The sequence below is a fragment of the Kiloniella antarctica genome (assembly GCF_042682825.1).
Classification (GTDB): Bacteria; Pseudomonadota; Alphaproteobacteria; order Kiloniellales; family Kiloniellaceae; genus Kiloniella; species Kiloniella antarctica.
In genome coordinates, this window is sequence record NZ_JBHUII010000004.1 from 1,260,705 (window position 1) to 1,280,834 (window position 20,130).

General features: G+C 44.8%; 15 protein-coding genes. 4 read left to right on the forward strand and 11 right to left on the reverse strand.

What is annotated here, in order from left to right:
• Window positions 1-87: 87 nt before the first annotated feature.
• Complete coding sequence (gene iolG / locus ACFSKO_RS12890; protein ID WP_380252175.1) at window positions 88-1,077, reverse strand: inositol 2-dehydrogenase; 990 nt, start codon at window positions 1,075-1,077, stop codon at window positions 88-90.
• Window positions 1,078-1,294: 217 nt separating this feature from the next.
• Here iolG and ACFSKO_RS12895 point away from each other — a divergent pair, with 217 nt between their 5' ends.
• From ACFSKO_RS12895 to iolB, 4 genes are read left to right on the forward strand one after another with little or no spacing between them, the layout of a single operon-like run.
• A complete protein-coding gene (locus ACFSKO_RS12895; protein ID WP_380252177.1) occupies window positions 1,295-3,229 on the forward strand; it encodes a bifunctional 5-dehydro-2-deoxygluconokinase/5-dehydro-2-deoxyphosphogluconate aldolase in 1,935 nt (644 codons plus the stop codon).
• Window positions 3,230-3,249: 20 nt separating this feature from the next.
• Entirely contained in the window at window positions 3,250-5,097 is a 1,848-nt protein-coding gene (gene iolD / locus ACFSKO_RS12900; protein ID WP_380252179.1) for a 3D-(3,5/4)-trihydroxycyclohexane-1,2-dione acylhydrolase (decyclizing), read from the forward strand.
• A gap of 4 nt (window positions 5,098-5,101) precedes the next feature.
• Entirely contained in the window at window positions 5,102-5,998 is an 897-nt protein-coding gene (gene iolE, locus ACFSKO_RS12905) for a myo-inosose-2 dehydratase (RefSeq protein ID WP_380252181.1), read from the forward strand.
• Window positions 5,999-6,017: 19 nt separating this feature from the next.
• Window positions 6,018-6,824, forward strand: coding sequence for a 5-deoxy-glucuronate isomerase (gene iolB / locus ACFSKO_RS12910; protein WP_380252183.1), 807 nt, complete (start codon window positions 6,018-6,020; stop codon window positions 6,822-6,824).
• A 163-nt stretch (window positions 6,825-6,987) separates the two neighbouring features.
• Here iolB and ACFSKO_RS12915 read toward each other — a convergent pair whose 3' ends face one another.
• The 10 genes from ACFSKO_RS12915 to ACFSKO_RS12960 all read right to left on the reverse strand — a co-directional run bounded on the left by ACFSKO_RS12915 (window position 6,988) and on the right by ACFSKO_RS12960 (window position 20,116).
• A complete protein-coding gene (locus tag ACFSKO_RS12915) occupies window positions 6,988-8,247 on the reverse strand; it encodes an NAD(P)/FAD-dependent oxidoreductase (protein WP_380252185.1) in 1,260 nt (419 codons plus the stop codon).
• A gap of 113 nt (window positions 8,248-8,360) precedes the next feature.
• Window positions 8,361-9,149, reverse strand: a complete 789-nt coding sequence (locus tag ACFSKO_RS12920) for a hypothetical protein (protein ID WP_380252187.1) — start codon at window positions 9,147-9,149, stop codon at window positions 8,361-8,363.
• A gap of 150 nt (window positions 9,150-9,299) precedes the next feature.
• The gene (locus tag ACFSKO_RS12925; protein ID WP_380252189.1) at window positions 9,300-10,805 is read right to left on the reverse strand and encodes a S8 family serine peptidase; all 1,506 of its coding nucleotides are present in this window, start codon (window positions 10,803-10,805) and stop codon (window positions 9,300-9,302) included.
• Window positions 10,805-11,431: a hypothetical protein gene (locus ACFSKO_RS12930; protein WP_380252191.1), complete on the reverse strand. Its 627-nt coding sequence runs from the start codon at window positions 11,429-11,431 to the stop codon at window positions 10,805-10,807. Before ACFSKO_RS12930 ends, ACFSKO_RS12925 begins: the two co-directional genes overlap by 1 nt.
• 2 nt (window positions 11,432-11,433) lie before the next feature.
• Window positions 11,434-11,985: an RNA polymerase sigma factor gene (locus tag ACFSKO_RS12935; protein WP_380252193.1), complete on the reverse strand. Its 552-nt coding sequence runs from the start codon at window positions 11,983-11,985 to the stop codon at window positions 11,434-11,436.
• A gap of 11 nt (window positions 11,986-11,996) precedes the next feature.
• Complete coding sequence (locus ACFSKO_RS12940) at window positions 11,997-13,154, reverse strand: hypothetical protein (RefSeq protein WP_380252195.1); 1,158 nt, start codon at window positions 13,152-13,154, stop codon at window positions 11,997-11,999.
• Entirely contained in the window at window positions 13,090-15,168 is a 2,079-nt protein-coding gene (locus tag ACFSKO_RS12945) for a hypothetical protein (RefSeq protein ID WP_380252197.1), read from the reverse strand. The genes ACFSKO_RS12940 and ACFSKO_RS12945 overlap by 65 nt, the downstream gene beginning before the upstream one ends.
• A gap of 203 nt (window positions 15,169-15,371) precedes the next feature.
• Window positions 15,372-16,679, reverse strand: coding sequence for a hypothetical protein (locus tag ACFSKO_RS12950; protein WP_380252199.1), 1,308 nt, complete (start codon window positions 16,677-16,679; stop codon window positions 15,372-15,374).
• Window positions 16,680-17,178: 499 nt separating this feature from the next.
• Entirely contained in the window at window positions 17,179-17,886 is a 708-nt protein-coding gene (locus ACFSKO_RS12955) for a response regulator (protein ID WP_380252201.1), read from the reverse strand.
• Between the two features lie 4 nt (window positions 17,887-17,890).
• Window positions 17,891-20,116 carry a hybrid sensor histidine kinase/response regulator gene (locus ACFSKO_RS12960; RefSeq protein ID WP_380252203.1) on the reverse strand — a complete coding sequence of 742 codons (2,226 nt, stop codon included), beginning with the start codon at window positions 20,114-20,116 and terminating at the stop codon, window positions 17,891-17,893.
• Between the last annotated feature and the right edge of the window lie 14 nt (window positions 20,117-20,130).

Genomic DNA, 20,130 nt, shown 5'->3' on the forward strand with positions numbered 1-20,130 from the left:
CGGAGTACCATCACACAATGGATGGCCCTAAAATGAGGAACAGCACCAATACTCCTCACCCAAATACATTACAAAACTGGGTCAGACTCAAAGATGAACAGGAACACCAGTTTTAAGAGATTCAGTCGCAGCATCGGCAAGAGCCTGAGCCATAAGACCATCATATCCGTTCGGGGCAGGTACAACGCCCTTTTCGACAACATCTATAAAGGCGTTAAGTTCATCTCGATAGGCATTCATATAGCGTTCAAGGAAGAAATGTTGAACCGGATCAGCCCTAAAACCCGCCGAAGTCGCAACCTCAACCGTGGTTTCATGGATATTTCCAGCACGCAACATGCCCTTGGAGCCATGAACTTCGATCCGTTGATCGTAGCCATAGGTCGCACGCCGAGAATTCGAGATCTGGCAAACCTTACCGCTGGCTGTTTTCAATACGGCAATGGCGGTATCAACATCCCCGGCCTCACCAATGGCAGGATCAACCAACGCAGAACCTGTGGCATAAATCGAAACGGGTTCTTCGCCCAACAGAAAGCGCGCCATATCGAGATCGTGGATCATCATATCCCGGAACAGTCCACCAGAGCGTTCGATATAGGAAACCGGGGGCGGAGAAGGATCGCGAGACTGGATCGTTACGATCTCAACCTCCCCAATTTCTCCCTCAGACAAACGTCTTTGCAAGGCAGCAAAGTTTGGATCGAACCTGCGATTGAAGCCAATCATCAAGGGCTGACCAAATTCTTCGACGACTTTCAGGCAAGAACGAATACGCTCCGCATCCATATCAACGGGCTTTTCACAGAAAACTGCTTTGCCAGCACGCGCGCCTGCTTCGATAAAATCAGCATGTGTGTCCGTCGAAGACGCCACAAAAACCGCCTGAACATCATCCCGACGAAGCATTTCTTCTACCGAGGAAACTTCCGCACCTGTTTTTGCCGCAAGCGCTTCTGCTGGTTCAGCAAAAGCATCCGACACGGTTACCAATTTTGCGCGGGGATTTGCCACAATATTATCAGCATGAAGCTGACCAATGCGGCCCGCACCTATCAATCCAAAACCTATCAACACAACCTCCAAAAGGAATACATATTCTGAATTGACTTCAATATAGAATATGTGTTTCATATTCACAAGAACAAGATACGCAAAATGACCGTTTTACGATTCTTAAGACACAACTGAATACCAACGATCAAAAATCACCCGGTACAAAAACGGTCCTCGAAACAGATAAAAATTAAGACACTATAATAGTTAGAGTTTAGCAACAGAGACGATATTAGACATGACACAAAAACATGATCTGGCACATGAACTAGATGTAATTACCATAGGCCGCTGCTCTGTTGACCTCTATGGCCAGCAAATCGGCGGACGCTTGGAGGACATGGCGAGTTTTGCCAAGTCTGTCGGGGGCTGTCCAGCCAATATCGCCATTGGCACCTCTCGGCTAGGTTTGAAATCCGGCTTTATCTCTCGTGTCGGCGACGAGCAAATGGGGCGCTACATCCGCGAGCAAATGCTGCGGGAGTCCGTAGCTGTCGAAGGCTTGGTAACCGACAAGGATCGTCTCACAGCACTTGTGCTTCTCGGCGTAAGTGACGATGAAACATTTCCTCTGATTTTTTACCGCGAAAACTGCGCCGATATGGCTCTTTGCGAAGACGACATTGATCCTGAATTTATTAAGAAATCCAAATCAGTCTTAATCAGCGGAACGCACTTCTCGACCCCAACTGTCGCGGCTGCCAGTAGTAAGGCGATGGCAATCGCAAAGGCTGAAAAGAAAAAAATTATTCTGGATATTGATTACCGCCCCAACCTTTGGGGTCTTGCTGGTCACGAAGCTGGAGAAAAACGTTTCATCAAATCAGAAATTGTGACGGCACACCTCCAGTCCATCCTTCAAGATTGCGATTTGATCGTCGGTACCGAGGAAGAGGTTCACATTGCGGGTGGATCGGAAGATACTTTAGAAGCTTTGAATACAATCAGGTCTCTCAGTGCTGCCGTCATTGTTCTAAAGCGCGGCCCTATGGGCTGTGTCATCTATCCCAAAGATATTCCCCAAAGCATCGACGACGGCATTAAAGGACCGGGCTTTCCAATTGAAGTCTATAACGTCCTTGGCGCCGGAGATTCCTTTATGTCGGGCTTCTTGCGCGGATGGCTCCGGGATGAACCTTTTGAAACCTGCGCCAAATGGGCAAATGCCTGTGGAGCTTTTGCTGTTTCCAGACTTCTTTGTTCGCCGGAAATTCCCACCTGGGATGAACTCCAGTATTTCCTTGAAAAAGGCAGTGAGCACAAATCTCTTCGTAAGGACACCGATATCAACCATGTCCACTGGGCAACCACCCGTAGGCCAGCCGATGATACCTTGATGGCCTTTGCCATCGACCACAGATCTCAACTTGAGGAAATGGCCGATCGTGCGGGTGTCTCCTATGACCGTATTCCAGAGGTAAAGCGCCTCGCTGTCAAAGCCGCAGCACAAGTTGCCAACGGGCGTCCAAACTATGGCATGCTGCTCGACAGCACTTATGGCGTAAAAGCGCTTTATGATGCGTCGAAACACCCCTTATGGATTGGTCGCCCCGTTGAACTGCCTGGCTCAAGACCCCTAGATTTTGATAAGATCAAGGACTTGGGATCGCACCTGAACGAATGGCCGGTTGATCATGTGATTAAATGCCTGTGTTTCTATCATCCGGGTGATTCTGATGAGTTGAAGGCACAACAGGAAACGTCCCTACTTCGTTTATACGAAGCAGCAAGAAACGTGGGCAGAGAGCTCTTGATTGAAATCATTGCTGGCAAAAATGGCCCTCTTGATGATGAGACAATTTCAACAGCGATGCAGCGCTTCTATGATCTCGGCATTAAACCCGATTGGTGGAAACTGGAGCCACAAACCAGTAAAATCGCTTGGAAAAACATCGGGAATATCATTGAAAGCAATGATCCCTATTGCCGGGGTATTGTCCTCCTTGGGTTAGAGGCTCCTGAAGAAGAACTAAAAGAAGCCTTTGCCTCTGCAATAACATCTCCACATGTCAAAGGCTTCGCGGTTGGGCGTACAATCTTTGCAACAGCAGCCGAAGCCTGGCTAAAAGGGGAAATCAGCGACGAGGAAGCCATTACCGATATGGCAAACCGTTTCCGCCGATTGACCGATGCCTGGCTCGAAGTCCAAAATACCACCCGATTGGCTTCTTAGGCCGGATTGGAAAATACACAATGAAGACGACTAGATTAACAATGGCTCAGGCCGTCGCTCGGTTCCTGGCTGCTCAAAAAACAGTAATCGACGGAGAAATCCTGCCCATCTTTGGCGGTGTCTGGGCTATTTTTGGCCACGGCAACGTCGCAGGCCTAGGCGAAGCGCTCTATCTCGTTCAAGAGGACCTCCCGACCTATCGCGCTCATAACGAGCAAGGTATGGCACATGCTGCCATTGCTTTTGCCAAAGCCTCCAAACGCCGCCGGGTGATGGTCTGCACGACTTCTATCGGCCCAGGTGCTACCAATATGGTAACGGCTGCCGCCCTCGCCCATGTTAATCGAATCCCGCTCCTGCTTCTTCCCGGCGATGTCTTCGCAAACAGAGCCCCTGACCCGGTACTGCAACAGATCGAAGATTTTGGCGATGGAACAATATCCGCCAACGACTGTTTCAAACCAGTATCCAAATATTTTGATCGCATCAGCCGACCAGAACAGATCATCCCTGCGCTAAATAGAGCAATGGCGGTATTAACAGATCCCGCAGATTGCGGCCCGGTTACTCTGGCCTTGTGCCAAGACACCCAAGCCGAAGCCTATGACTACCCCGAAAGTTTCTTTGAAGAAAAAGTTTGGCGCATTCGCCGCCCCATGCCGGATCTTCATGAGCTAGAAAATGCCGTTGCCGCCATAAAAGCAGCTACCAAGCCTGTGATCATCGCGGGCGGTGGCGTGCATTACTCCCAAGCCACTGAAACCCTGTTAAAGTTTGCGCAAGAACACAACATTCCCGTGACAGAAACCCAAGCCGGAAAATCGGCATTACCTCACCATCACCCGCTCAACATGGGTGCACTCGGTGTAACGGGCACATCTGCCGCCAATGCGCTGGCAGAACAGGCTGACTTACTCATTGCCGTTGGGACAAGATTACAAGATTTCACCACAGGGTCGTGGGCGTTATTTAAGAACCCGGACCGTAAGTTCCTTGGAGTAAACATCCAGCCCTTTGATGCCACCAAACACCGCTCTCTCCCTTTGGTTGGGGACGCCGATGTGACCCTTAAACAACTCAGCCAACACCTTAAGGGTTGGCACGCGGACCACAGCTGGTCTGAAACAGGGGTCACCGAATATCAAAAATGGCTCGAAGACGCCAACGCCGTGACGGCCCCAAACAATCAGTCTCATCCAACAGATGCGCAGGTCATTGGCGGTGTTCAACGCACGACTGATGAAGATACCGTTGTCGTCTGTGCTGCTGGCGGTCTCCCCGGTGAACTGCACAAGCTCTGGCAGGCAGGCAGAACAGGCGGCTATCACGTCGAGTACGGTTTTTCCTGCATGGGTTATGAAATCGCAGGCGGTCTGGGCGTAAAGATGGCAGATCCGAGCCGCGAAGTCGTTGTCATGGTCGGTGATGGATCTTACCTGATGATGAACTCAGAAATCGCAACCTCTGTTCTTCTGGGGCATCGCATAACAATTGTACTGCTCGACAATAGAGGATACGGCTGTATCAATCGGCTCCAGCGCGGCACAGGAAGCCCATCCTTTAATAACCTTCTGCAACACACCCATCACCAGTCCTTACCCGACATAGATTTTCGCGCTCATGCAGAAAGTTTGGGTGCAATTGCGACCAAGGTTTCCAACATCACGGAACTTGAAGCGGCAATGATCTCAGCCAAAGGAAATGATCGAACCACCGTCATCGTAATCGATACAGATCCCCTTGCCTCAACCGAAGCTGGTGGGCACTGGTGGGATGTCGCGGTTCCAGAAATATCACAGCAAAACGACGTAAACGCGGCGCGAGAAAAATATCTCGACGCCCTAAAGCAACAACGTATCGGAGACTAACCCTATGGCCATTCGTATCGGTGCCAATCCTATTGGCTGGTCAAACGACGACATGACTGAACTTGGCGGACACATTACACTTGAACAGTGCCTGAGCGAAGCCCGTGAAGCCGGGTTTGTCGGCATGGAGCTTGGCAACAAGTTCCCCCGTGAAGCCAATGCGCTAAAATCAGTCTTGTCCAAACATGGACAGGACCTTGTCTCTGGTTGGTATTCGTCTGAACTCCTAGTTCGCTCCATACAAGATGAGTTGGAGAATCTTCGCCCTCACCTGAATTTACTGAAGGCCTGTGGTTCTAACGTTCTGGTTTTTGCCGAAACATCCAATGCGATCCACGGCGATATAAATATCCCGTTGTCCCAACGTCCGGTTATGGACCATGGCGATTGGGCAGAGTTCGGGCGCAAGATTACCGAAGTCGGCGATGCGGTTTTGGCTGAAGGCGTTCGTTTGGTTTACCATCATCATATGGGCACCATCGTCCAGTCAGAAGAAGACATTCACGCCTTTATGGCTGCAACCGGACCTTCTGTTCATCTCTTGCTTGATACCGGTCACGCCACCTGGGCGGGAGCAGATCCAGCGGCCTTAGCACGGCAATATCTCAACCGGATCAGCCACGTACATACAAAAGATGTGCGCAAAGATATCATGGAGTTATCTGCCGCCGAAGACTTGAGCTTTCTCAATGCCATCATCAAGGGTGTCTATACTGTCCCCGGCGACGGCTTGATCGATTTTGTCGCCACCTTGAAAGAGCTTAAAGGCTACAGCGGCTGGGTTATCGTAGAGGCCGAGCAATATTCAGATCAGATATCCGCACTGGCCTTTGCCAAACTAGGCCACAAGAACCTCACAAATTACCTGACCCAAGCGGGTTTGATTGAACAAGCCGCCTAAATACCGACAGGATAGAATCATGAGCAAACTTCTCGTCAAACCGACTGAGCCAACCTCCACCGGCCGTGTGATCGAAGTCACCCCGGAGAGTGCGGGTTGGACCTATGTTGGCTTTAACGTTCATAAACTTACCCAAAGCCAAAAACTCTCACAGCAAACTAATGACAGAGAAGTTTGTCTGGTATTTGTCTCCGGCAAAGGCCGCGTTAAGGTTGATGATCAAGACTTCGGCATCCTTGGCGAACGCATGTCTCCGTTCGAAGGCAAACCCTGGTCGGTTTACATTCCTGCGGGAAGCCTTTGGTCAATAGAGGCGACAACCGAAGTCGAACTCGCGATTTGCTCAGCGCCCAGTGACATGGAAGAGACCAGATTAAAGGCCCGTGTCATTGGCCCCGATCAAGCTGGTAAAGAAACTCGAGGTGAAGGCACCAATGTCCGGCACGTCGCCAACATTTTACCCGAGACAGAGCCCGCCCACAGCCTGCTTGTTGTCGAGGTTATCACCCCCGGCGGACACTGGTCTTCTTATCCGCCACACAAACACGACCGTGATGCCTTGCCGGATGAATCTCTACTGGAAGAGACCTATTACCACCGCCTCAACCCCTCTCAGGGTTTTGCCTTCCAGCGCGTTTATACCGACGACCGATCTCTGGACGAGACCATCACCGTCGAAGATGGCAATGTTGTCCTCGTCCCCGAAGGCTACCACCCCTGCGGTGCGCCGCACGGATATGATCTCTATTACCTCAACGTCATGGCTGGCCCAAAACGCATTTGGAAGTTCCACAATGACCCTGCCCATGAGTGGATGCTGAAATAGCGTTACATTCATAAGGGCAGCATGTAAGAGAATGCCTATCACAGTGTCATTGGATGGGCGAGATATACGCCCCCCCCAATGGCGCGAAATTATCCATGATATTTTAGATGTTCGGGGGCCCGTGGCTTCGCTCCTTGAACCCAAATGATAGACAACGTGCAGGCTATTGAAAACGTTGTGGGCTATAAGGAGAAATATCAAAGGCAATATCTTTCCCCTCAACAATTGAGGAAACAATCTTCCCTGTTATACCTCCTAAAGTCAGTCCAACATGCTGGTGACCAAAGGCAAGGATAATATTTTTATCCTGTGGCGAAGGTCCGATAACAGGCAAGGCATCCGGCATTGATGGCCGAAAGCCAAGCCATGAGCTCTCTCTCGCACCCAATCCAGGCAACACTTCCTTTGCCGTGGCTTCCATATAATTCAAAAGACGGTCCGTATAGTTGGTTTGTAACCCACCAAGCTCAACCGTTCCTGCAATCCGTATCTGGTCCTCTAAAGGCGTCATGTAAAAACCTTTTTCGGCCCACCCGACCGGGCGGTTAAGCTCCACATTATTTGCCTTTAGCATGATGTGATAGCCGCGCTCTGTCTCCAAGGGCATTTTCCAGGCAAGTGCAGGAAGCAGTGCCAAGGCATGCGCCCCTGCCGCAACAACGGCTTTTTCCGTCAGAATTTGCGTTTGATCGCACTGAATAGAAACACCCTTCGTACCCGTGTTTTCTATCGCCCTTACATTTTCCGATAGAAAAACCCCACCCTGTCGAACAAAGTGTTCTGTAAACCGTTCGATCAATTTCCCTGGAAAGAGAAATTGAAACGCCTTGTTAAAAAACACGCCCTTATGAAAAATGTGTTCAAGGGCTGGCTCCAAATCTTGTACTTCAGAAGCAGAGATTTCACGAAGCGACACGCCACGCTCTCTTCTGGCAAGGATATCAGCTCCCGCGGCATCAAAACCCTTAACACTGTTATATAAATAAAGACATCCACGGTGCTGAATGAGATCAGTTGCCCCTGCCTCTTCAATTAACGGCATCAGGCCGCTCTCGGCATGAGATAAAATACCCGCCAACCCATCAATAATATGAGTCACACGATGAGGTCGACAGTTCGATAAAAACTGCCCCAGCCAAGGCAACATCCGATGGATATAGTTCCACTTGATTGCCAGCGGGCTGTCTTTTTTCAAAACCATCGCTGGAATGTTAAGGGGCAAGGAAGGCGAATTGATCGGTATGCAAGCATAGTCAGCAAAGGTACATGCACTGCCGCTAGCTGTACTTGCACCAGGAGGCTGGCGGTCAATCAAGCAAACCGAGAGCCCGCTTTTTTGTAGCCACAAAGCACAAGAGATCCCAACCATCCCAGCACCTACCACAACGACATCATATTTAACCACGCTTTTCCCATCGGTCATACAAAATCTCACCATTCAAAAACAAGCTTAATCAGATCTATTTCAATTATGGTGGCAATTCAATATCGTTCAGGAGAAAGCACTATTTAAAACATAGAATTAGTGAGTCACATTTATTGTCGAAAGACCTTCCAACCATCAGATGTTTTCATCCAGAATGCGGCCTGAGTTAATACTGTGTGGCTTGTATCCTCTTTTTGTTCAAATTTGATTGGCCCATCACCTTTCTGATTTACCACCTGATACGCACGACCACCTAAAATTTTGGTGACTTCAATATCTTCTGTTTCAGATATTTCATAAGTACCGCTTAATAACTCAGTAACCATACCTTCAATAAATTGAGCAGGCGGAGCGTCAACCATTACAGCCATATCTTTCATCATTGGTTCAAGGAAATCGAGATATCCAACTTTATCACCAGAAATTGCCGCCTGACGCATCATATCGATTGCTTCCAACAACCCATCGTCAGAGCTTGATGATGCTGATAGGTAGCCGTACTTCGGCAAGTCTTTTACTTGGAAAACAGTTTCCTGTTTACCAGATCCTTTTTGTTTCAATTCGGCTAAAACGTTCGAATTTTCACCAGGTTCATTTGGAAAATCACCCGCACAAGCAACAAAAATTTCTGCTCGCCCAGTAGCATTTTGATCATCAGTCATCAGCTCTATCTTAAAGTCGTTTTCACCTTCAAGCAGTAAGTCGGCTGGAATGATATTAAAATGTGATCCTTTATGATTAATGAGAGTAACATCATTTACTTTTACATTCAGTTCCGCACCATCACTTCCCTGAATTGCGACTGTCGTAATTTCATTACAGGCATGAGCAGGCATGTTTAACATTCCTATTGATCCAATTGTGACAAACGCTAAACAAGTCGGTTTGAAGTTCTTCAACATCGTTGTTCCCTTTCGCTACCCACATTTATGTGGATATTTCGACACCAAATATTGTGTCCAGGAATAAGCCGTGCCAATGAGAGAAAAGGTTCAAAAAAAATATTTAAGTATTATTTTTACTATATTTTCAAATATCTCGAAATAAAATCAACACACACTTTTAAGTAATCCAGCGCCAAATACCGGATCGCGTCCGGGCACACCAAGATCTACCAATGAAAAAGTGAGGGCTTTTAACAAAACCTCTCTTGAGACCAGAGGATTATTTTTCAAGGTGAGAGAGGCTATTGCCAAAGCATGAGGAGACGCAAAAGACGTACCGGAAACATAAGCGCCTTTATTTCCGGGTACAGCCGCCCAGATATCCACACCAGGGGCCGCAAAATCTATGAAACGTCCCTGGTTGGCCATTTGATAAATCTTACCAAGCGAATCAATCGCTGTAATACTAAAGATCCCCTCTATTGCAGCAGGATAGCTTTGAGGCGCATCTGCGCCTTGATTACCAGCACTCGAGAACACGATTGCACCTTGCTCAAGAGATATAACAAACCCTTTGATCAGTACTCTATTTGCTATTTCTGAACTCAAAGATACATTTATCAACCGCACCTTATTGCTCAAGAGCCAGTCCAATCCCTGTATCACCGCAATTGTACTTGCCAATTGCTCCCGAGTTTCAGACACCCGAAGAACAACTGCATTGTAAAGTGTCGTCCCAGGAACTAACCCCGAATACCCCTGCTGAGCAGAGTTACCTATTAAAATAGATCCTATTGAGGTCGCATGAGTTTTATCAGCAATTTCATCATCAATAAACTCACGTGAAATGATATTCTGATCAAGAAATGCTGAATGCTGTTTATCAATCGCCCCGTCTAACAAACCAATTGGAAACTCCAATTGTGAATAATGACATCCGCTCTTGTCATCCCAGCCAATTGCTTTTTTTGCGTACAGTCTAGGGTTAGAAGAGGATGTCAGATCATTATTGAAATCAATCTCGGCTTGCGGAAAACTATTTCTTAGCTCTTGAATAACGATTTTTGCATTACTTGTCCGAGTCTGAACCAAGACGGACTGAAGCGCATTCAAAGTGAATATCTGGACAACAGGCAAACGACGACGTTGTAATTCACCTAAAATTGCATTTTTCTGGGCACCATCAACCAAAATCAGAACATCTTGGACCCTTGCAATATCTTTCGACATTTCACCATTCGCAGGACATATACGAACACTTAATCCTGTTTTTTCTGCTGCTTCAAAGTTGCGTTTACTATAAAAAACAATATCATAAGTTCTATTAAGATTAATTTTATCCTTAGGGAGATAGCTTGAAATTTGAGTATTGTTCTTACTTAAAACATCAAGCTCAATCAAATTCCCATTATCATCAAGAGCCAGATTTTTTCTATCCAGCTGATCAAAGTTTTTTCCCTTAATTGTTATAATACTACCTGGACGGACACAACTTGCACGAAGACCAGAAAAAACAATGTCAGGCCGCCCTTTTGATCTCACATCACCTTTACTATCGAGCCCTGCCGGTAAAGGTATCCGGCTTGGGTCACTTGATGTTTGGGCAAAGGTTATGCCTGATGTACCAAGCATCACAGATAACAGTAAAAATATGAATGAAGAACGCAACATTACTGCCCACCACTTTCCCCACCTTCACGCTGCACTGTCTCAACCAAATTTTTATGTGCAAGAAGTTTAGATATAATGGTTTCAGGATCTTTTGTAAGGACAAGTTTATATACACCCAGAGCAGAAGGGCCATCAACAATTCTGGCGTCAACAGCAAGTAGCAATTCTCGAATGTTCTCTTCTTGTGCTTCAGGAACAAATGTAATTGAAACAACTGGGCCACGCGCTTGATGGATACTTCCTCCGCTTGCAGCAATCAGATCATCATCATTTTGCCATTGAGGCAGCACATAAACAGTTTGAAACAAAAGCACAATACATGCAGCGATAGCCGCTAAGCGCCAACCACGCGTTCCAAAAGTAACAACAGTATTGTTCTTTGGAACGAACTTTGTTTTAGCTACTTTCTCTCTAGAAATATCTCGTTGTAATCTCTTCAGTCCGAATTCACCGGGTGAATTTTCAACACCCTGATTATAGACTTCTTCTCTAAGACCTTGTAAAAAAATACATTCATCTTGTAAGGTTTTGTCTTCAGAAAGTGCCTTTTTTACAATCTCAAGATCCTCACCCTCTAAGCTACCATTCACATAAAATGGTAAGAGCTCTTCAATGTTTCTACTCATGTTCAGCCTCCCATACGCGTAGACAGGCAACGTTTCATTGCCTGTTTGGCATGGAACATACGCGTTTTTACAGTGTTTTCCGGGCAATCAACAATTAATGCGATCTCTGAATAAGGAAGATCCTCAAAAAATGCCAATTGCATTACTGCGCGCTGAACGGCTTTAAGAGTATCAAGACAAAATTTGATATGATCACTCTTTTCAGCAGTTAAAAGACATGCCATTGCATCCGGACTATCATCCACTGTTTCGGGAAAATTATCGCTATCCATTGGTATATCTGTTCTTTTACGCATCCGATCCACCGTCTTGTAATACGCTATTCCAAATAGCCAGGTTGATACTTTGGAGCGCCCTTCAAAAGTTTCGGCTTTACGCCAAACCTCCAAAAAGGTCTCATTTAGTATGTCGGCTGCTTCGAATGAATCGTTCAATTTTGATTTAATAAAACGATACAGGCGCTTTTCAAAAAGATGATAAAAATCAGCAAAAGCGGTTTCATCGCCCTTGCTGATAAGTTTTAACTGCGAAAATGCTGTATCGTTTTCAGTCATAAAAATTGCCTTTATGGCTTGTATATCAATTGACGGGGGGAAGAACCTATGACGTGTCCCTTTTTATCAAATGCACGTAATCTCCAGTCATAACTTTCTCCAGAGGCCAGATTACTTAAGGAGAACTCTGAAAGCTGAAGTTTTAGTTCGTTACCAGGAACAACTTTTCCAGATATAATTTTTGTGCCTCCGGGTTGGAATATCTCAACTTGATATGCCAAAGCACCGGGAATATTTTCCCACGAGAAAATTGTGTTAGCCGTAATTCGCGCACCATTTCCCGGACTTAAAGCGCTTAAGTTATCCTCAGGCGCATTGCCAGCCCCCTCCAACACAAAATACTTCAATACAGGGAGTTCGGAAATACCGTCCGCATTTTCCACGCTAAAAGTAATAAGGTAGAGACCGTTCTTTGTCGTTGGTAGCACAGGACTAATAATACGTGTCCGTCCCTGACCAGAGCTGACCAGCTGTTGACGAACAACCTGTAAGACACGTCCACGTGCACTACCAAGACTTGCCGTTGGATCAATGATCCTCCATTCCCCTCTTAGCACACCGCTGCTCCGAAAGTTAATATCAGCAATTGCTCTTCTGCTATCTCCTTTTGGAATAACATCGGTCCGGGAGTCATTCTCAAAATGAAGATCTATACGGTTGATACTAAGCTCTCCTGATGTGCCGGCACCTGCAAAGATCCGTACTCGACCTACTCCTGCTAATTGAGTATCCGTAAAAGCCCTTGAAATCAAAACAGATCCCGCTGGTGCTTCAGCTATTTTCCGAGCAAGCGCCGCAGATATTGGCAGTACTTCACTAAAACGTAATGTTTCACTTGCCAATGGAGCCAATGTAGATTGTTTGAACAGAGTTCCGCCAAGCGTAGCTACGGTTACGCCATTGATTTGTAAAAGTGCATTCTGTGAGCTGACCGGAACTGTGGCTGGTGCCGTAGGTTCGAAACGCGTAACATTCCAGGTTATTGAAAGAGATGACGCACCTTTCACAGGAACATTCACCCGCGCAGGACTTACGTTAACAGAACTAACATTGGCTTGAGCTGTTAAGGGTAAAGCCAGTCCAACAATTAGAAGTAATGCAGCCTTAATAATTAAACGAGAATGGCGCCTTAACGCGTAACACCATGTAGGCTTGATACTCTGTTTCATTTTGAGCACTATCTGAGTTTCCATTTAATTCCTCCATCGATCCTCTGAGGGCCAATGCCAAACCTGGGCGATTGGTGCGCGGTTGAAGGAAGGTCCATTCTACCTCGCTGTTAACAATGTGACTATCAGATGAGTCGCCACTACCGTTCGCAAGGTTCAAATTATAATCAATATTAAAATCAACTTTATCTGGAACAAGCTCTGCTGATGCTCCTAAATATACATTTGTATTGAAACTATTTTTATCTGTATCCAAATCTTCAAAGATACCAAATTGTAGCCCACCGGTGAGATCAAGCCTATCAGAAACACTCCACCCGGTATTCAGACTTGTTAAATTATCAGCCGTATCACTCGACTCATTGGTATAATCATTAAACTGAGAATAAGTATGAGAAGCAGACCAATACCACGCCTCATAACTGGAGCCGCCTCCTAAGGTTAGTGACGACGAAAAATTATCAGTATCCGGCCCATCATAACCGATTGGTGTCTTTTCACGTCCCAAACTTGCAACATATCCTGATACATACACATATGGCGTACCAAGCCACTCCGTTGAACCAGTTTGTTGATCAAATGAGTAATTCACACCTAAATCGAGACTATCAAGTTGATCAGTCGGAACGTTTGAAAGATCATCAACATTATTCGTTTCATGCAATGCGTATGCATTTGCAGATAAAGCACCCCAGTAGAGATTACTAAATGCCGTATAAGCGTCACGATCAGAAACTAAACCCGGATTAGCAAGGCTTTCAAAGAAAGTATCAACCCGGTCATACCCAAAGCCCACATCAATATCGAGCGTGTCATTACCAATGATGGGCCCCTCTTCAAACAAACGATGCTCTACCAACAAGGAAACAGCATCACTGCCATCGTTGGGCGCATCACCACTATCACCATCTTGATCGAACAAGGCATGTGCGTACTGGGCCTTTAACCGGGTTCTCTGTTGTCCAAAGCTTTTCTCTAACCCAAGTCCCCAGCCTGAGCCCGTTGCTGCGCTATCCAGATCGGAAACCCCGATACCACTCCCCTCGCCCATACCGTCGTAATATGTTCCTATCAATTTCAGTGCATCGACATCAGTCGAAAAAGGTTTAACAGAGAGGCTAACGCCCTTTAGACGATCTTCGGTACTATTTAGCCCCGTTAAATCAGAAGCACCAGAAACAGATTCAGTACCAAATGCGAACCCCTGCGCTTCAACTCTGCGATCACTCGTGCCTATCCGCACGGAAGCCCCACGTCGATAAAAATCAGAGACAATTAACGTCTCAAGCCCAGTATCGTGATGCCCAAGCGTAAACCCACCAACCATCGTATCCCCTTGATAATTGGCGTTTATATCATATTCACCGATATCAATCGGATGCTCAGTCTGAGCTTGGTCAACATCACTTTGAACCAAGTAATTGGAGTGCCCATCAACAGTCCATTTTCCAGCAGAAAAGCCACCATTCAGATCACCGCTACCTGATAGGGTGGAACGATTGGTCTCATGCCCGATATTCTGTTGGACAACACGCCTGCTAAATTCAGTAAGTGTATCGGCCCGAAAATAAGCGGAACGCAACAACCTTTCGGCCATCTCTACTTCTTCAGAACCATTGGTTAAATCATCCAGACTACCTTGATTTTTCCCTGAAAGATTAAAGCTCCATTTCTGCTTTTCTTCAGATGAACCATCAGCATTTAACGTCACAAGTTTGAGGATATGCTCGCCATTATCAAAGGCTTCTAGAGGCTGATATATAAAATCAGTACCGTCCAGAGAAAGCAAAGAAGTAATATCTATCCCGTCAAGCTCAACGCCAAGCGTAGTAAGGGTAATAATATCCAGGTCATCAGGCAGATCGATTAAAATTTTTGAATTGGAATGCTCTGGCGGCGCAAAATTTGCGACCCAGTCTGCCAACGTCGGTTGAGCAGAGAACGACAATAAAAAAGCTGAGCTTATAAAGGCAGCTAATTTAAAATACAGAACTTTGCTAATTCTTAAGCGCACGCCCGACATTCCCTTAGGCAGAACCTACATAAATCTCAATAATAAGATATTATAGAGATCAATGTGTTGAACAAGAATTCTAGAGTATCAATTGTATCAAGAGATCTTTGCTCGACACATTTTATACACGAATAACTTACACCAAAAGAAATGACAGAGCTGAAAATTCCAGCTCTGTCTTCTCCTAATCACTTATTACGATATTATTCAGGCTCGACTATTTTTAAGCGTTTAGGTTTTTCAGTATTTGGTGAAACCTTATCTAAAGGAGCTCTTTGTGGCTTCATTTTTAAATTTGGCTTTACTATCGATGTGTTAGAGTTTTCCTGCCCCTGATAACCACCTAAACCTGGTGAAGTAAGAACCTTTACTTGTGGCGTGCAACGATGCTTGAAGGTTGCTGTTCCAAAGTCTTTCCATGCCCCATAGCTATCACTGTTTTGGTCTTTAACTTGTGCTTTAATTGTGAGCGAATGGTTGTATGTTTTATTGATCGTTTTCCACCATTTAAATTGGTCTTGGTTCATCTTTTCAATTAGCGGATAATCAAAATCAAAATATCTATTCATTTGATCTGCCGAATTATAGCTACTTTGATTAGAGTTAAAGATCACAAAATTTCCCTCTTCTTCACCGACTTTAAATCTAATGTTACCTTTACCTGTACCTTTATAATTCACACGAATTGTCGGGTTACTATCTGGTACGCATTTTCCAATGTGATGCGGCATATTCGGTTGGAAAGTTGCTTGGGATAACTGAAGTGGTAGATTTTGATTTATTTGATTAGGTAAATTTCCACCAAGCTGCGCATTTAACATCGGCGCCTGCTTCAAATTCGGATCGCCTTCATATTTAATTTGGATTGTGTGATTTTTAGTTTCAAATCCAACAGTGTTATTACCATTTTTACCACATATTGCGGCGAGTGAAATTGGGCGATTAATTACAACTTCCTGATCTAATTTATAAAACTCAATCGCTTCACCACCGCCTTGAACATAGGCTTGCAACTTTTTATCAAGCTCCTTCAAAGCATCAACACGTAAAGCTGGGTGCCCGTTTTTTACCTCATTCAAAGGTACAGTAAATGTGTCTTCTGTGTATTCTGATATGGAATGAGAACCATCCGTATATCCAACATCAATGGTATCATGAAAAAGCGTCCCACTTGTTGATAGTCCCCCAAGACCACCTATTCCAACGCCGCCAAAGTATACATGAGCACCTAGAAACTTAACATTATTTTTATCTTTACAAGTGACCGTGCCACTTATCTTAAAGTTTAACTTATCTTCAAGAACATCTAAATTAATAGTCTTAAAGTTATTGTTTACTGATGTGTTTTTGATATTGATAACAGCAGCATAACCTGGAAAACCCAAATTCACATTATCAACATATTCAGAATTACCGCTTGATGCTGCAAGAACATTACTTGAAATCATCACACTACCGACACCAAGCGTAACAACACTTGCGCCCAATAATATTTTCTTAAATTTATTCATCGTGACTTCCTCGTTCTTAGTATTCAATTTTGATTTCCAAGCATCCAAACGCTTTGGTTACAAGATCTGTCGGTATAAAAAGAAAGAAGGTTCAAAATGAATCATCGAAATCACAATTTTTTTTATCTAAGAATTTTAATGATTATTTTATTCATCACAACTGATTGAAAGTTTGAAACCTTCACTGCACCCGTTCACCATTCTTACAGAAGGTTTTATCTAAATAATTTCAGACAAAGTATCGATTGTATCAACCAAACAATCTCCGCTTTAAAGACCCGGTGACAGACTTTTGTCCGAATGATGGCAACATTATCAATCTAACCGACATTATTGACGGAACATTTTGAAGAAACGGTTATCTCGATATCACCAACAATGGCTACTATCCCCTCATCACCGTCGAAATGATAAGTTTGGAAAAGTCTAGGACACGACTGCGTCACTTTCACTTCAGGGTATCAATTCAATGAATGGGCTTGCAGACAACCAAGAAAACTTAGCCAAATACGTATCCTATGCCCCTAACTGTACGAATAACCTCAGGCTTCGTCGGGTTTGTCTCTATCTTTCGACGCAATCGCGAAATACGAAGATCAATAGACCGGTCAAAGGGCTCCCATCCTCTATCATGAGCCTGTTCCAGTAATTGATCTCTATTTAAGACTCGCCCTTTATTTTCAGCAAAAACCCGCAACAGGCTAAATTCCATCGCCGTAATTGGAACTTCATTGTTTTGGCCATCAAATAATTGCGCACGATCAAAGTCCAATCGACATAAACCAAAACTCATTGATCCCTTTTGCGCGGTTGGTCTTTCTTCGGATATCCCTCCTGGTCTTCGACGTAAAGCAGCCTTAATCCTCGCTTCCAGCTCTCTCAAATCGACAGGTTTTGCTAGATAGTCATCTGCCCCCATTTCCAACCCAACGACCCGATCAATAACTTCGGAAGCTGCAGTGAGCATAATTACGGGCACATCCGAAGTTTTCCGCAAATTGCGAAGAGCTGCCAAACCATCTTCTCCTGGCATATTGATATCCAAAATAACAAGATCAGGCACATATTTTTCTGATGCCTCATACATAGCAGAGGCGTTTGGCGTTTCGACGATGTCATACCCTCTTTCATTAAGGTATTCCCCCACCATTTCACGTAAATGAGGTTCATCATCACATACAATGATCTTGTATCCATTTACGCTCATGAACTCATACCTTTTGGCTCTCTGTTTCTTGAATAAGCCGTTGCAACATTTTTAATAACTCTTTTGGTGCAACTGGCTTTTCTAAATACAAGCATCCTGAATTCTCAATAAACTCTGCTACTGTCGGGCTCATAGCATCACCCGTTATAAAGGCTGTCCGAGGTGCAAGGTTTGGAAACTTCATGGTAATATTACGTAAAAACTCTATGCCATCCATTCCTGGCATCTTAACGTCACTCAAAACCGCGTCATAATCATGTTTTTTTAGTTCAGCTAAAGCAGACTTTGCTGAATTCATTGTGACCACATGATATCCTTCATCACCAAGAATATCACTAATGAGGCAGGCCACATCAACTTCATCGTCAACGACCAAAACGCGGTGATGCCTACACTCTTTTTCGATAGGCTGAGGATCTTTCTTCTCTCGTTTAATATCTTGCGAAGCCTTCATTCTAACACTAAAACATGTTCCTTCATTTATCGAAGACCGAAATGATAAATGACCATTATGCGCATCGACAATGCGGTGGCAAAAAGCCAAGCCAACACCAGTTCCACTCCCCACATCCTTGGTTGTGAAAAAAGGTTCAAATATTCTGGGTTGTATATTTTTGGGAATGCCAACGCCATTATCTACAACATCAATAACAACCTCATTTAATAAGTCATCAAAAGAAGATCGAATAATCAATTTTCCTTTATCTCCCTTATCCGCCAACGCATGTTCAGCATTGATAATTAAGTTGGTAAAGACCTGCGCCATTTGATCATAATCTGCAGAAACAGCGGGGAGATCAGGTGCCAAAGCGAGAGATATCTCTGCGCCAGAAACTTTTATGCCATAACCTGCAACATCCAAAGCCACCTCAACCGCTTCATTGAGGTTACAGTTTTCAACCTGCATCGGACGTTGTCTTGCCATCGCCAAGAATGTTTTAACAATCTTGGCGCAGCGTTCCGCAGCTATCCCAATACGTTCCACCCGGCGCTTAACTTCTGGATCATCTGTTTTATCCTGAAGCATCAAAGCGTAGCCAACAACAATAGACAGCGGGTTGTTTAATTCATGAGCAACGCCTGCCAGTAATCCTCCCAGAGCAGATATTTTTTCATTTTGATGTGCTATTTCGCGTTGTGTTACCAGCTCATCTTGTATTTGAAGCTGTTCGGTAATATCGCGTGTCGAAGAGACGATGACATCTTCGCCTTTATAATCGGTTACACGAGCAGATGTTAAACCCTGCATGATTGTACCATCCCGACGGCGAAACTGTACTCGGTAATCGTCTAATGTTCCTGTAGGAAGTAAGGCATCCAAATATTGTTCTCTATCTTCCGCTTTAATAAAGAAGCTTTTAGCCGTTTCGATATCCCCAAACCGATCACGAGAAGCTGGGGGGAAGTATATGATTTTCCCATCTGATACTCTGGAAACCAAAAAATTTGCCGGGCAAGCTTCTACGATTTTATGTAACAACATATCCGCTTCCCGACGTGCATCTTCCGCATGACGTTGTTCAGTAATATCCCGAATGGTTAGCAGATAGCCACCAAACCCTGTTTTGTGCGTTGAACTCAAAACCAGACGGCCATCCAGACGTGAGGTTTCAATATTTTTTGCATAGCTCATTATGCCCTTAACGGTCTGACTATTCCATTCTTCCAAAGCAAGGCCGCTCGGTAAAAGAAACGCATCCGATGAATTTAAATCCTTTGTAATATCTCGAACACTTCGCCCAGGCAGGAAAACATCATCGCTTTTTTCCCGTAAATTCTCTGGTAAAACCAAATCGGCATACCTTTTGTTGGATAAGACAAAACACAAGTTTTCATCATAAAGTGCGATACCAATATCTAATGATTGGATCGCATCCAGTAATATCTTGAGAGAATGATCTACTTGAATCTCAACATCGTTTGAGTAAGGAACTTTTAAATAGCATGTTCCACCATCTGGCGTTTTATACTTAGACAAAAGAAACTGAACACCCGTTTCTCCCTGTAAGAAAATTCCTTCCCCCGACAACTGCCATTGCTTAAGAAGATTAACTTTATCATTGGGAAAATTGGATAAGTGTGTAAAAGAAAGCAACACCTGTTCAAGAATATCCCGCTCAACCTGAGCATTAAGAAGAGAGCTTAGTTCATCAACAGGAATATTAAGAAAGCTATCATTTATGGATAACAATCTTCCTTCATAATCAAAGGTAGCAAAGCCGGTCTCCATCAGAGATCCCTCAA

Excerpts from the sequence above, each read along its gene's own strand:
- ACFSKO_RS12895 (WP_380252177.1), top strand. The coding sequence starts at position 1,295 with ATGACACAAAAACATGATCTGGCACATGAACTAGATGTAATTACCATA.
- ACFSKO_RS12930 (WP_380252191.1), bottom strand. The coding sequence starts at position 11,431 with ATGAGTAGAAACATTGAAGAGCTCTTACCATTTTATGTGAATGGTAGC.
- ACFSKO_RS12960 (WP_380252203.1), bottom strand. The coding sequence starts at position 20,116 with ATGGAGACCGGCTTTGCTACCTTTGATTATGAAGGAAGATTGTTATCC.
- iolE (WP_380252181.1), top strand. The coding sequence starts at position 5,102 with ATGGCCATTCGTATCGGTGCCAATCCTATTGGCTGGTCAAACGACGAC.
- ACFSKO_RS12925 (WP_380252189.1), bottom strand. The coding sequence starts at position 10,805 with ATGTTGCGTTCTTCATTCATATTTTTACTGTTATCTGTGATGCTTGGT.
- iolD (WP_380252179.1), top strand. The coding sequence starts at position 3,250 with ATGAAGACGACTAGATTAACAATGGCTCAGGCCGTCGCTCGGTTCCTG.
- ACFSKO_RS12935 (WP_380252193.1), bottom strand. The coding sequence starts at position 11,985 with ATGACTGAAAACGATACAGCATTTTCGCAGTTAAAACTTATCAGCAAG.
- iolB (WP_380252183.1), top strand. The coding sequence starts at position 6,018 with ATGAGCAAACTTCTCGTCAAACCGACTGAGCCAACCTCCACCGGCCGT.
- ACFSKO_RS12915 (WP_380252185.1), bottom strand. The coding sequence starts at position 8,247 with ATGACCGATGGGAAAAGCGTGGTTAAATATGATGTCGTTGTGGTAGGT.
- ACFSKO_RS12950 (WP_380252199.1), bottom strand. The coding sequence starts at position 16,679 with ATGAATAAATTTAAGAAAATATTATTGGGCGCAAGTGTTGTTACGCTT.
- ACFSKO_RS12940 (WP_380252195.1), bottom strand. The coding sequence starts at position 13,154 with ATGAAACAGAGTATCAAGCCTACATGGTGTTACGCGTTAAGGCGCCAT.
- ACFSKO_RS12955 (WP_380252201.1), bottom strand. The coding sequence starts at position 17,886 with ATGAGCGTAAATGGATACAAGATCATTGTATGTGATGATGAACCTCAT.